Source organism: Bradyrhizobium sp. UFLA01-814, assembly GCF_046718885.1.
In the GTDB taxonomy this organism is placed as follows: domain Bacteria; phylum Pseudomonadota; class Alphaproteobacteria; order Rhizobiales; family Xanthobacteraceae; genus Bradyrhizobium; species Bradyrhizobium elkanii.
The window spans coordinates 1-13,272 of record NZ_JAQOSR010000209.1 but is presented as its reverse complement, the minus strand read 5'-3'; the positions used below and the strand labels follow the sequence as shown (position 1 = coordinate 13,272).

Genomic DNA, 13,272 nt, shown 5'->3' with positions numbered 1-13,272 from the left:
GGCCCAAGTCGATCGACGTTCATCGCCAGTCAGGCCGTCATTTGCAGATCCCGGCGGCGACAAGTTCGCTGCCGGCCATGAGTCTGATCCTCACCATTGCCAGGCTGAACAGTACTAACATGGAGATCGTCAGACTTCGCCAGTGTGCATGCAACAAAGGCGTCGATCGTGGTTGGCGCCAGTGTGGTCCGGATAAAAGCTCCGCTCACAGCCTCACTGATCGGTATGCCTAAGTTAATTAAGCAGTCTCCCTGCGTGATCGGACCTGTAAATCGCCTGCACAGAGCAAGACCTGACTGATCGAACTGAATTCGCCGAGGCGGAGCCCAGGGCTCGGAGGGATTGTGGATGACCTCGGCGTCAGACCAACGTTCGAGCAAATCCCTGAACTGCACGAATGCCTCAAACACTCCTGTGGAGGGAGCGAAGACCAAACTGCTAAAAGCAACCCGCCGATACCGAGAACTCGGCCGCGGCGTTTGATCGGAGGGTGTCCTTGTAAGACAACCGACATGCTCGAGGAGGTGAAGAAGTCCGTCTTTGGCCAACTCCAGGGCTGCAATAGATGCAGTAACACCACCGCCCAACTCAGTGGAGAGGAAGGGTATGCCACCCGATCGGTTGCACGCCCGAACCAGGCTGCGATCGCCGAAGTCGTTACCGCGCATATGTCGGGCCCTAATAAGGTTCGTCGCTCAAGAGATCGCGCAAAGCTTCGAGGCTGGCCTTAAGTACCGCACGGTCGGTAGGCACGCCGAGACCGAGTCGGAACTTGTTTGGTGCAGATGCTTCGTCGACGGCAAAGGAGCGACTTGAGGATATGAAAACGCCGATCCGTCGGGCTCTCTCAGCGAACGCATCTGAAGACCAACCCGAAGGAAGATCAATCCACAGATGATAACATCGGGGATGACTGCGAACCTGGACGCTACGTAAAGCGTCGTTCGCGATGAGTTGACGCGCGGCCGTCTCCTCACGAACAGATGTGAGGAGCCGAGAGGCGGTCCCATCGAGAATCCACTTCGTGGCAACCTCGGTCGGAAGCGGGGCCGGCATCCAGTGGGTAGTCATCGTCGCCGGCCAGAAATATTGGCTGGGAAGAGCTCCTTCAGGCGTCAAAAGGTACGTAATACGCAGCTGTAGCGACAATGACTTGCTCAGACCCAACATGTACCAAGTGCGCTCAGGCGCATAAGAAGCCATGGGCGAGGGGCCGTCGTCTAGGAGTATGCCGTAAATGTCGTCCTCTAATATTTGAAGATTGTGCCTGCGCGCGACATCTGCGATCGCCTGCCGGCGTTCGGCTGGCATCACTGTGGTTGTAGGATTTTGGAATGTCGGAGTGCAATGAAGCACCCTTGCACCTGTCTTTGTCGCAACATCGGCCAACGAATCTGGACGGATTCCATCCTCGTCCATATCGACACCGTGAACCTGGATTCCAAGCAAACGCGCCAGCGGCTTTATGCCGGGATAGGTTATTGACTCGGTGAGCATTGCGCCACCCGGGCGGGCGATTTGAGCAAGCACCATGAGTGCGGTACTGTGGGTCCCGTTCGATAGTACGATGCGATCTTCAGAGGGGCGTGATTTGAAGCGCTGTTGGAGCCACGTTGCACCTGCTGCACAATCTCTCTCACTTCCATTGAAGCGCGGAAAACGAAGATCATCGGGAAGCGTGGGTGAGTTTAGCAATTCCGTCAGAGCATTACTAAGCGCCTCTTTGATCAGCGGACTTGGGGGCGGGAAATTGCGCCGGAAATCAACAAAGCCCGTCTGTGGCAGGGCAGCGAGAGTATCTACGGCAGCTACTGACATGTTGGACGCTCCTGAAGTCCGATTTCGTGCAGTTGGTCCGGCATCGGCCGGTTTAGCCGTGGCGGAGGGAATAGATAAGGTCCAATCGAGGTGACGGATGTGTTCGCTATCGGAAGGGTTCTTCAACAAATCGCGGGCATGAGCCGAGACGGTACTCGAATGTGAGGGCAAAGATATCCTTTACGCGCCTACATGTGCGCGCTCCTACGACTTGCGCAGGTGATCTGAATCGCACCGTCAGGCGATCTAGTTTGACAAATATCAGTACGGCAAGTTGCTAGTAGCCGATTGGGCCTAAGCGTTCATCAAGCCAGCTGATGTCTTCCAATCGTCTCTTGTGGTTGAATTGGACCGGCATCGACGCCCTAACGAGGCTCCGGCCAGCCCCCTTCGTGCTTTCCATGAGGAGAGAAGCGGTCGGGTTGTAGTCTGCCTGCGCACGCTGCATTGCCTGAGCCGAGGAGATAGCGCGTTGGTAGCGGCTGTATGCGAGACAAGAGTGTGGTTGAGGTCGCATGCGAAACTCCTTGACGCTTAGGCAGCACCACGTTCATCAGCCGAATACTTGACCTCTTCGATCGCTAGATCAATTACGAAGGTTGGTAGGTTGACTGCGCGCAGAAAACGACCTGCCGTGGCTGGCTGAGGAGCTCGCGCCCATCCATTTCCGCGACGTCGCGTCACCAACCGCGACCCTTGGTCAAATGTGCCTGCGCGGCGTGATCCGGCCCGATCCTGCGCAGGCGGCATTGCTCGATCGTCTCAGCATCGTCCTGCCCCAGCGCATGCGCACCAACGACCGCGACTTAGCAGCTAGCCAACTCAGCGCCTGACCAGGCCGTACCAAAAATGTAATGCCGACTTCTTGTGATTTGTCTCGACCGCATGATCGATTCTGCGCGAGTTGGGCTATTTCGGTCGCTTATTTGGTTTGACGTCGACGAGCAGGACCTGGGTTGACCATTGACGAGCGAAATGTAGCTCCTTGAGCGATGAAAATGCCTGTCCTGGTAGCTCGATCGTGCTATTCAGGGGTCCATGTCTTCCCGACATTAAACAGACAATCACCGAGAGCTGCCCGCGCCGGAAAACGCCGGCACAAGACGATGCCACCCACTCCAAAGTGAACTGTGACAGGCTTCCGCCAAGGCTCCTCAGTGAAGTGAATGCGGCCCGCCTCCTGACCATCGGTGACGCTATCGCCAAGATTCACAAACGGCTCGAATAAACCGTTTGCAGAAGAGTAGACGAAGTCGTTCGGTCGAACGCGGTAGAGAAGTTGGGTAGAACCAAAATGAGGCTCCTTCGGAGCTGCGTTCAAGACACCAACATGATGCAAAATGCGCGCAAGACCATCCTCTGCAGCGCGTAGCACATTGCGTGAGACGGTTCCGCCTCCACCCAATTCGGTCGAAAGACAAGCGACGCTCCCCACGCGATTGCAAGCGCCGGTCAAGCTGCGATCTCCGCCTGTCGATGCATCAGTTGCGAACCCAACAGGTAAGCCGAAGACACGGAGGAGGTCGACACTTTGGCGGAGTTGTGAAGCAGACGTCGCAGCGATAATCACAGCAGAAGGCAGGTACTCCAGCGAGCTCCCTCCCGAATGAAGATCACAAACCAGATCGCAGCCCGGTAACAGGACCGCTTCGATGAAATGGGCGATCATCATCGTCGGAGTCCCATTCGGATCCCCCGGGAAGCTGCGATTTAGATTTCCGTCATCCAAGGGAGAGACTCTTTGGCCTGCCTGGACCGCTGGCGCATTCGCCGCAGGTAGGATTATCAAATGCCCGTTGATATCCCGTACCTTTAGCGACTGGATCAGCTTTATGAGCATGATCTGGCCTTCCCACTCATCGCCATGGCTACCGGCAATCAATAACACCCGGGGGCCCGATCCATTCTTGATGCTCGCAATCGGCACCGGGATCCATCCGTATGCTGAGGCATTGGTCGAGATCGGCACGCGAAGATAGCCGGTGGCCTTGCCTTCTTTCTGCAAATCGAGTTCAGACCAGATTCTTGAGGTTTGCATGGTGTTTCCGCTTCATCGACCGGATATGCTTACTGCACAATCCGCACTGCAGTTGTGAGTTCGGCGCTGTAGGTCACATCAATGGTCCCACTGGCATCACAATGGCGGGACAAGATCGACCGTAGCTCATTGATGATGAGCTCGTTACCACGCGCGGCCCGTGCCATTTTGAGTTGGATTGTGGATAAAGCGAATGTCTCAAAGCTCTGGGTAGTGAAAGTTCTGGGCCAGTCCCATCTTTGGATCATGACCTTCGAAAATCGATTATCTGAGGCAAGCTCATCATCGAAATTGGCGACCGAGTGTCCGCCGCGAGCATCCGCATATGTGCCTGTTCGATAGCCGGGGACGAACTCCTCGAGGAACAGCTCGAAGGACTGGAAGAAGCCAGTCTCATGACGGCGCTTATTCTGCAGGATCGCGAGGAGGCCGGTATCTACCAGGACGCGATGAGCTTCTGCATAGAAGTGTGTCCGGTCGAAGAGTTGTGCGGCACCAGCAGCCGTTATCACCCCAACGGTTTGATCGCCGAACGGAAGTTGCTCGGCCGGAGATTGGATGAACTGAATTGGCCGACTGGTCTTTGTTACTTCAATAGCGCGCTCGATCATTATCGAACTTGGCTCCAGACCAAGGACTTCAAAAGATCCGTCAAGAGCATCGGCCAACATTCGGGTGAAGATACCCGTCCCGCAGCCTACGTCGACTATTCGGCGGGAACCGTGACTCAAGGACAAAGACCGCGACGCGATCTCATGTATTGCGCTGATAGGGTATCCCGGCCGTTCATTATCGTAGTGCTCGCCAAGCGTCTGATAATGTTTCCATCCAGCAGATTTCGTTGAAGCCTGTGTCGGCATGTGAGCACTCCAAAGAACGTTTCGTTCGCTCCGACACCGATCCAAGAGGGGGCTTAGGCAGGCCGCACGCATAACCCCCATGCTGAGCCAACCCCGAAGATGAGCAGAATCCGAAATGGCGAGCGGGGCCGGTGTTAGCTTTGCGGCTCAAGGATGATGCGACTGTCCTATAATTCGTCTGAAGCGGAAGTGGGGTTGAAGCCCCGGGAGCCGCCTCTCACCGCCGATCTGTTCGAACTTGTGATGTCGGTAGAACGAGATGGCCGTTGTTCGCCCATTGCACCATACAAGAAGCCCACCACGCCTACGGATTTCACGTAGACCATGCTCGATTACGGCGCTGGCAAATCCATGGCGACGAAAACCCTTGGCCGTTGCCATTCCACGAATTCTCCAACTGCGCCCGGATGGCTGACTTCCTTGATCGGGGTCCATGTCTTCGAGCGTAAATGTACCGACGGACGCCAAGACTGACCCACAGTAGGCGCCGACGTGAAATAGGGCCTTGGCGTGAGGATAAGCGGGCACTGGTTTCGGAGGTGCGGGTGCCAACTCCGAAGTCCGGAGGTCAAGTCCTGCTTCTTCGGAAATGAGACAAACGTGCAGATCGGTAGCGCTGGTGGGGAACTGACCTGTTACGGGAGCATGCGTTAACTGGCCCTTCATTGGTTCAACTCCCGATCCGCAGGTGCGTCAATAAGCGATGCAATTGCCTTCAACCCGCGAACAAGTTGGTCTTGATCCGGCGGCACGCCCAGACCGATCCGAAACTTGCGGTCGCCCTGTTGATTGTTAACGGCGAATGACTCTCCGGGTCCAACAGCCACTCCAGACTCGCGGGCCGCCTTGACAAAGGCGTTGAGCGGCCATGCCTCCGGCAAGTCAATCCAGAGATGATAGTTGAACTCGCTTGAGGTTATCTGCCTGCGGGGAAGGATCGACGCGGCAAGGGCCCGGCGTCTCAAGGTTTCTGCTCGCACCGATCGCAGTATTTCTGAGCCGATGCCATTTGCGAGCCAATGCGATGCGACCTCCGCCACTAAAGGTGCGACCATCCAATTTGTGGTCCGCACTCCAGGCCAAAAAACATCTTGTGAGATGTCGGAGTTGGGGCCGACGACATACGCCACCCGAAGCTGCGCGGCGAGGGATTTGCTAAGTCCTAAGATGTACCAGCTGCGCTCGGGCGCATGAAGCGAGAGGGGGGGAGGCGCCTGTTCTGGCAGAATTCCGTAAATATCATCTTCAAAAACCCAAAGATCATATCGGCGAGCCACTGCCGCAACGTCAGCGCGCCTTGCATCAGACATGGTTGCAGACGTTGGGTTATGCAGTGTGGGCATGCAGTAGAGGGCCCGAGCGTTGGCGCCAAGCTCAATGCAGGCTTTGTCCAGACTTGCCGGATCAATCCCCTCAACATCCATCGACACAGGGCGGAGCTCGATGCCGAACAGGGCCGAAAGTGGCTTGATTGCTGGATAGGTCAACTCTTCTGCTAGTAGGACCCCGCCGGGCTTGACGAACCGAGCCATCAGCATCGCCAGGATGCTCTGTGAACCGTTTGCGAGTACGACACGCTCCACGTTCGGCTTCTGACCAAGCCGTTGGCTAAGCCAAGTTGCTCCAGCTTCTCGGTCGCCCACAGTTCCCATGAAGCGCGGAAATCGAATGGCATCCGCGATATTTGCGCATCCAAGCTCGGCGAATGTGTCCGTTAAAGCACTTTGAACCAGGGGGCTGGGTGGCGGAAAATTCCGACCAAAGTCGATCGTTATCGCTTCGGGTGACACAGGTGGCATTTGCCCAAGCATGCTCACGTCGTTCATTTTCGCTCTCGCTAGTCGCAATCTTATGAGTTGATCGCAGATCCTATTGTTGAAGACCGGATTGGGAGATCATCACCAAAGCGAGTGAGCCAGCGACTGCGAAGGCGGTAGCGATCGGAATTGCAGTCCCTCGAATAGCCGGAACCTCGATCGCAGTCGTCACATGAAGCAGTGCAAGTATGATAAAAGCGATCGCCGCGATCGTCGGAAAGGCATCGACAGGAAATTGCGGCCGTAAGAGCAGGAGCACGGCAAGAAGTGGTGTATCATACGAAACGGGAATACCCGTGAACCGAGCGTCAGCAGTGAGACCCACATTCTCGAAATAGCTGAGCCTGATGGCTCCGGCTAAGACGAGAAATAAACTCGCTACGAGCGACAGGGCAGTGCCTTGACTGATAAGCATGATCACCGCAGCCGGGAAAATGACTCCGTGGAGGAAGTCGGCAAAGCCATCAAAGCTCTTTCCGAACTCCGGCACGCCTCGAGGACGAAGATGGCTCGTTTTGCGAGCGACGTGCCCGTCCCAATGATCCAGAAACCAGGTCCAGAGCATTGCCGCAACGCCGAGCTCTATCTTGCGGTTTAAAGCCAGGAACAGCCCGATCACGGCAAACAGATAGGCGAGGGCCGTGATGGCATTTGCATAGTCGCGCAGGTACCCGATCATCGCCTTGCCCCCGCCAGCGAGATGGAACTTGCCGGGGGAAGTGCCCGGCCCATCGGTGGTGCGAAGATCTTCTCCGCCAGGTGCAGATCATCTTCACTATCGATCTCGAACCAACGGGTATCGCTGCAATCCGCCACTGAAAGCCGCAGTTCTCGCTTCTCGACAAGCAGCGCGAGGATCTGTTCGACATAGGTCGTACGATGCCCGCTTTCCACAGCCCGATGCAGTGCCGGCACAAGCTGTTCGCGCGAGGCGTTTGCGGAAACGCGCATCAGGTTGATGGTCTTGAAAAGACCCCTAGCCTGGGCCTCAACGGCCGCCTGGTTCATGATGAACGTGAGGACAGAACCATCGTCAGCAAGCTCGACGGCGGAACCACTCATTGCTGCGTTGAACGCCGCAACAGCCGCTACGCTCTGCTTGGTAGATGAGACCGTTCGAAGTGTTCTTTCGAGGACTTCTCGCTCGAAGAACACATCGCCTTCGAGAAAGACGGTGTCGCCAGCAAGCATTGTATCCCGCGCTAGCCATAGGGAATAGGCGCTGCCGGTCCGATCGAAGATGGGATTGTGGGCATACTCAATGTCGACATCTTCGAACCGATAGCCGCAGGACTGGTCTATAGCGTCATTGCGATAACCCACGACGATGGTTGCTCCACGGATGCCAAACTCGGACAACTGATGGAGCGCGTTGTGCAGCATGGGGGTTCCGTTAACTTCCACCAGCGGTTTCGGAACGAATTCCGTGTAGGGCCGCAGCCTCGAGCCCATTCCTGCGGCAAGGATCACGGCCCGTGTGCCATTGAGCATTTCAAAATATCCGTCAGGTTCAGGCCGCCGCTTGCCTGGTCTTCAAGCCGTTCAGGGTCTTGACGACGCGGTTCAGTCCCGACTCCAATTGGTCGGGTGGAACGCCGAAGGAGAGACGCAGGCCGTTCACGTCGCCAAAGGTACTGCCGGCAACGGATCCCACATCGGTTTCTTCCAGAAGCAATCGCGCAATATCGTCGGTCGATCGAACGGGACCTCCGGGCGGCAGAACGGAGATAAGCCTAGTCAGATCGAGATAGAAGAAGAATGAGCCATCGGCGTTCAGCGGGGTCACGTCGTGCAGCCCAGACAGAATGCGAAGACCAATGTTCCGAGCCTCGGATAGGCGCTGATGCATCTCCCGTTCAAAGCTGCCGTCACCGACTTGAAGGTGGTGCAGGATCGCATGCTGCGCGATGACATTGGCATTCGAGGTCGTAAGGCTCTGTAGCTTCTTGGCCGCGGAAACGATCTCTGCGGGTGCAGCGAAATAGCCTAGGCGCCAACCGGTGATCGCCAGCTCCTTGGAGAAGGCGTTGACGAGGATCGTCCGTGAACGTACGCTCGGATGCGCCATGACGATCGACTCATGGCGCTCAGCGGTGAATACGAAGCTGGAGTAGCATTCGTCGGAAACGATCCAGAGCTGGTAGTTGATTGCGAGATCGCCGATAGCTTGTAGAGTCGTTCGATCATAGACTGCGCCGGTCGGATTGTTCGGCGAGTTGATGATAATGGCCTTCGTGCGCGGTGTGACAGCGGTGCGAATTGCAGCGATATCTGGAATATATGTCGGGGGACGAGCATCAACGAACACGGGCTTTGCGCCGGCGAGAAGAACCTGGGACGGGAATGTCGGCCAGCACGGGCGAATGATGATGACCTCGTCACCCGGATCGAGGACGGCTAAGGCAGCGTCGAGCAGTCCTTGCTTTGCACCCGCAGTGATAACGATGTTATCCGTGTTCCAGTCGATGCCTGTTTCTGCCGATAGCTTTTTGGCAACAGCCTTGCGAAGTGCCATCAGACCGATGGCATCAGTGTAGCGGTTCGTCCCAGCTCTGATGGCGGCGATCGCTCCTTCACAGACTGATGATGGTGGCTCGATGATGACTTCGCCGGCCGCAAGATCGACGATCTGACGGCCGGCCGCGGTAGCTAGCGCGGCTGCCTCACGGGCGGCGGCAGTGCCTGAACCTGACAGCAAAGACATCCGTTGCGCCAACATGTGCGCTCCTCCCGAGCTGATTGTCGAGTTTGTTAAGGCGATCCCAACGGCTTGGCCGCCGGTACGCGATGGGTTTCGGCAGATATCACTCTTCCGTGCGGTCAGTGGATCGCAGTCATTGGGGCTTAAGAGTCCATCGAGACCGGTGACCTCTTCATCGCGCCAAGACACCCTTCAGGCACTTACACAAGGTAGGAGGGGCGTGGTTGAAGCAGATCTGAGCACGCAATATTTTGGAGCCGAGGAGCCAGCGGATCGATCACGGCCGTCGTCCAGAACAGATTGTGAGTGAAGTTGCATGCTGAACTCCTTGCGGCTGACGGTTGCCCGGTGCGATGCTCATTCGTCATATAGTTGACGTGCTTCTGTCACTGGATCAATTACTAACGTTGGTAGTTGACCCGGGCGCGATGGTTTGTAAGTCGTTAGAGAATTGAGGGCGGGAGTTGCGCCTTTTGCGGTGCTCGGGGTCGTTGGCGTCTAGACTTGCTCTTGGCGATGGCTTCCATCATTTGCAAGCATGCCGATGCACTAGGCCGATTTGAAACATGCTGCAATCCGATTCCGACAGTACCACCCGCGTCACCGACAAGGCTTACTGGAGTGCCGTGCGCGGGCTCTATGCGGTGACACCGGATGTAGTCAACCTAGAGAACGGCTACTGGGGCATCATGGCCGAGCCGGTGCGGCGCGAGTTCATCCGCCAATCCGACATGGTCAACTACGAGAATTCCTATTATGTGCGGCAACGCTTCTGGCTCGATTTCGAGGCCGTGCGCGCCAAGGTGGCAGAAGCGGCCGGCGCAGCCCCTGATGAGATCGCGCTCACGCGTGGTGCGACCGAAGCGCTGCAGCTCCTCATAGGCGGCTACAACAAGCTGAAGTCCGGTGACGCCGTGCTCTATGCCGATCTCGACTACGATTCGATGCAGTATGCGATGAACGCGCTCAAGGCCCGGCGCGGCGTCGACGTCGTCAAGTTCGACGTGCCGGAGCCGGCGACCCGGCAGGCCGTGCTGGGCGCCTATGCCCGGGCATTCGACGCGAACCCGAAGACGAGGCTTTTGCTCCTCACCCACGTCAGCAACCGGACGGGCCTCGTCATGCCGATCGCGGAGATCGTGCGCATGGCGAAGGTAAAGGGGATTGACACTGTCGTCGACGCGGCCCATTCGTGGGGGCAGCTCGATTTCAAGGTGGGCGAGCTCGAGGCCGATTTCGTCGGCTTCAACCTGCACAAGTGGATCGGCGCGCCGCTCGGAGTGGGCTTCCTTTACATCAGGAAGGACCGCCTCGCCGACATCGACCGCGACATGGGCGACGAAGAGTTTCCGGAGACCGACATCCGCTCGCGGGTGCACACGGGCACGGTCAATTTCGCCGCCGTGTTGACGGTGCCCGCGGCGATCGCGCTCCACCAGGAGATCGGCGCGGCCGCGAAGCAGGCTCGCCTGCGCTATCTGCGCGACTACTGGGTGAGTCGTGTCCGGGCATTCAGGGATATCGAGATCCTGACGCCGGATGAGGTCGGACTCTACAGCGCCATCACGTCCTTCCGCCTTGCGGGCAAGACAAGCAAGTCCGACAACGACGCCGTCGTGGCAAAGCTCAGGGACGGCTACAAGGTGCTCACTGTGCGCCGGGCGGGTGTCGCCAAGGGGCAATGCATCCGCGTGACGCCGGCGCTCTATACTGAGGAGGCGGATCTCGACCGTCTGGTGGAGGCGCTCGCCGTCGTCCGTCGCCCCAGCGAAGAAGTTTAGGCACGCGAAACTTGATCTGGTCGCTCCAAAGCCTGGGGCGGCGCCATCAAACAACAATACCGTCATTTTGTTCCCGGCGAGATGAAGCGCGAGCGACGCACCCATAATCCCTGCTCCGACGACAGCGATCAACATCGAGTTCTTCCTCAGCCGCCGAGACGCTCCTTTGAGGAGAAGCTATTGTCAAAGAGGGTCTCCGCCCACGAGTGACAAGGCCCCCTCCACTGCGTCTCGATGCAATGGACGACCAATGCACACTCGGACCGCTTCTGGAGCTTCGTCAGCTGCTCGCCGCTGCAAAACCCGAAGCCCCGCCGACCGCAGCCGCCGCAGAAAGCCGACTTGTCTATGCTGGGGGGACGTACGATCCTTATCGAGGTGTTCGCGAGTGGTGCAACGGCACGGGCATCTGCCAATCGCTCCAACGCACCGCGTCGGGATCGACACCGCGTAACTGCGGTCACAGTGCCAGAAATCTCTTCATTGCGTTCGCTGGCTATCGCGCGGCTTTCCGGGTGGGGGAAGTTTTGTTGGCACTGACTGTCGGGGAGGGTCAATAAGCGAGCGGTTTTTGTGTCGCGTGCTCCGACGGCGGTCCAGGACCGCGCTTTCGCTCGCTCGCAGTGCAGCGGCGATAGCTCTCGACGTTCATCTCGAAGATGGCGGTGTGGCGGACGAGACGATCGATGGCGGCGAGGGGCATGGCGGGGGTCCGGGAAGACCCTGTCAGCGCCGTCTTATCCTCGCCAAGTAAGTTGGAATACCCTCATCCAATTGTCGAAAGCAATCTTCCGTATCGAGTCTTCGTCAAAACCACTCGCCAGTAAGGCTGCAATCACATTTTGGAGACCGCTCGCATCTTTGATCGCCGCTGGGACTATCGTACCATCGAAATCCGATCCGATCGCCACCCTTTCTATGCCTATGCGGTCGACCAAATAGCGGAAATGGCGCGCGAGCATGTGAAGCGGCGTATCGGCGTTGTCTTCGGCATCGGGGCGCACGTTCTTCACTGAAAAGTTGACGCCCACGACTCCGTCCGACGCGCGGATGGCGTCTAGCTGTCTGTCCGTCAGGTTTCTTGTCGAGCTGCATATTGCGTGCGCGCAGGAATGCGTAGCTACCAGCGGCGCGTCGCTCAATCGCGCCACATCCCAGAAGCCCTTCTCATTTAGATGGGACACATCGATCATGATCCTTAGCCAATTGCATGCTTTCACCAGATCGCGCCCAGCAGAAGTCAGCCCGGGTCCGGTATCTGGTGAGCTTGGCCATGCAAATGGAACTCCGTGGCCGAATATATTGGGGCGGCTCCAGACAAGCCCGAGCGAGCGAAGACCATCGTGGTAAAGGTTCTCGAGCTCGACCATGTCTGTATCGATGGCGTCGGCGCCTTCCATGTGCAGTACAATGGCGAATGATCCCGCGCCGCGCGCAGCTTTGATCTCTTCGACGCTTGTAGCGATACGAACCTTGCCCTCAGCACGCGCCTCAAGGTTCTTCAGAGCGTCGAGCATGCCGTTAGTCCTGCGCCTGGCGTAACTCGCATCCAACGCATCGGCCAGACGGACCTGGTAGCCGGTCTTGGTGACGGTCAGGTTATCCGTGGGCCGTTGCTCTGGGTGGACAAACATTGCAAACAGCCCGCCGATCAGGCCGCCGTCTAATGCACGCGGCAAATCCAAGTGGCCGTCGCTTGAGCGCGTCAAGAAGTCGATCCCATCCGGGCGATATTCCAGCAAACGGTGGACGGTGTCATTGTGTCCATCGAAGATTTCGATCATGGCAGATTCTCTTCCGCCTGCTGAATGTCGCTCCCACCTCAGGACGTCGGGTTGCCATGGCGGTGTTGGCCATCGGAGCCGCTAAGGCGGCCGATTTTCGCAAACAACCCATCTCGCCATCAGTTCGATTGAGGGACAGCAGCTATGCCAGCATTTGCCTCGTGGCTGAAAGGCTAGCTGCGTTGCATCACGATTGCCGCGGCCAAGATCGTTCCGTAGATAATTGCCCTTCGAGAATGATTGTGTGTTGCAGTATGAATGAGACGTTATTGCCCTCAGTCAGGAGGGGGAAGATAGCGCGCTTCAGCCCGGGCGAGCTCGTCGTACCTCAAGAGTCCGAAGACTTCGTCGAGCGTCGCAACATTCGACTCAATGCTGGCAGTGCTCTCCTCAGTGAGGATACGATGGCAGACCTGTCGCATCGCTGCTATTGCAGCTCGCATAGCATGGTTGGCCCAGATCACTGTGGAGAC

The 13,272-nt window shown here is 57.5% G+C and carries 11 protein-coding genes and 3 pseudogenes; 2 read left to right on the top strand and 12 right to left on the bottom strand.

Going from position 1 to position 13,272, the window contains the following annotated elements; genetic code table 11:
• The coding region (locus PMN64_RS37975; RefSeq protein ID WP_411784460.1) for a hypothetical protein at nucleotides 1–233 on the top strand (233 nt) is incomplete at its 5' end.
• A 9-nt stretch (nucleotides 234–242) separates the two neighbouring features.
• On the opposite strand, the pseudogene PMN64_RS37970 reads toward PMN64_RS37975, so the two are convergent.
• From PMN64_RS37970 to PMN64_RS37930, 9 genes and pseudogenes are all read right to left on the bottom strand, one after another.
• A pseudogene (locus tag PMN64_RS37970) lies at nucleotides 243–668 on the bottom strand (succinylglutamate desuccinylase/aspartoacylase family protein); the annotation flags it as partial.
• A gap of 10 nt (nucleotides 669–678) precedes the next feature.
• Nucleotides 679–1,818: a PLP-dependent aminotransferase family protein gene (locus tag PMN64_RS37965; protein WP_411784459.1), complete on the bottom strand. Its 1,140-nt coding sequence runs from the start codon at nucleotides 1,816–1,818 to the stop codon at nucleotides 679–681.
• 1,024 nt (nucleotides 1,819–2,842) lie between these two features.
• Nucleotides 2,843–3,856, bottom strand: a complete 1,014-nt coding sequence (locus PMN64_RS37960) for a succinylglutamate desuccinylase/aspartoacylase family protein (protein WP_411784458.1) — start codon at nucleotides 3,854–3,856, stop codon at nucleotides 2,843–2,845.
• A 29-nt stretch (nucleotides 3,857–3,885) separates the two neighbouring features.
• Entirely contained in the window at nucleotides 3,886–4,716 is an 831-nt protein-coding gene (locus PMN64_RS37955) for a class I SAM-dependent methyltransferase (protein WP_411784457.1), read from the bottom strand.
• Nucleotides 4,717–4,863: 147 nt separating this feature from the next.
• Nucleotides 4,864–5,382 (bottom strand): GNAT family N-acetyltransferase, encoded by a 519-nt coding sequence (locus PMN64_RS37950; RefSeq protein ID WP_411784456.1) that lies wholly within the window; start codon nucleotides 5,380–5,382, stop codon nucleotides 4,864–4,866.
• Entirely contained in the window at nucleotides 5,379–6,542 is a 1,164-nt protein-coding gene (locus PMN64_RS37945; protein ID WP_411784455.1) for a PLP-dependent aminotransferase family protein, read from the bottom strand. Before PMN64_RS37945 ends, PMN64_RS37950 begins: the two co-directional genes overlap by 4 nt.
• 43 nt (nucleotides 6,543–6,585) lie before the next feature.
• Nucleotides 6,586–7,212, bottom strand: a complete 627-nt coding sequence (locus tag PMN64_RS37940; protein ID WP_411784454.1) for a CDP-alcohol phosphatidyltransferase family protein — start codon at nucleotides 7,210–7,212, stop codon at nucleotides 6,586–6,588.
• Nucleotides 7,209–8,024 carry a phosphocholine cytidylyltransferase family protein gene (locus PMN64_RS37935; RefSeq protein ID WP_411784453.1) on the bottom strand — a complete coding sequence of 272 codons (816 nt, stop codon included), beginning with the start codon at nucleotides 8,022–8,024 and terminating at the stop codon, nucleotides 7,209–7,211. The genes PMN64_RS37940 and PMN64_RS37935 overlap by 4 nt, the downstream gene beginning before the upstream one ends.
• Nucleotides 8,025–8,043: 19 nt before the next feature.
• Nucleotides 8,044–9,252: a pyridoxal phosphate-dependent aminotransferase gene (locus tag PMN64_RS37930; protein WP_411784452.1), complete on the bottom strand. Its 1,209-nt coding sequence runs from the start codon at nucleotides 9,250–9,252 to the stop codon at nucleotides 8,044–8,046.
• Nucleotides 9,253–9,923: 671 nt separating this feature from the next.
• Here PMN64_RS37930 and PMN64_RS37925 point away from each other — a divergent pair.
• Nucleotides 9,924–11,015 (top strand): aminotransferase class V-fold PLP-dependent enzyme, encoded by a 1,092-nt coding sequence (locus PMN64_RS37925; RefSeq protein ID WP_411784451.1) that lies wholly within the window; start codon nucleotides 9,924–9,926, stop codon nucleotides 11,013–11,015.
• 42 nt (nucleotides 11,016–11,057) lie between these two features.
• On the opposite strand, the pseudogene PMN64_RS37920 reads toward PMN64_RS37925, so the two are convergent.
• The 3 genes and pseudogenes from PMN64_RS37920 to PMN64_RS37910 form a co-directional block, all read right to left on the bottom strand.
• A pseudogene (locus PMN64_RS37920) lies at nucleotides 11,058–11,120 on the bottom strand (hypothetical protein); the annotation flags it as partial.
• A 632-nt stretch (nucleotides 11,121–11,752) separates the two neighbouring features.
• Nucleotides 11,753–12,799: a dipeptidase gene (locus PMN64_RS37915; protein WP_411784450.1), complete on the bottom strand. Its 1,047-nt coding sequence runs from the start codon at nucleotides 12,797–12,799 to the stop codon at nucleotides 11,753–11,755.
• Nucleotides 12,800–13,074: 275 nt separating this feature from the next.
• A pseudogene (locus PMN64_RS37910) lies at nucleotides 13,075–13,272 on the bottom strand (phosphoenolpyruvate phosphomutase); the annotation flags it as partial.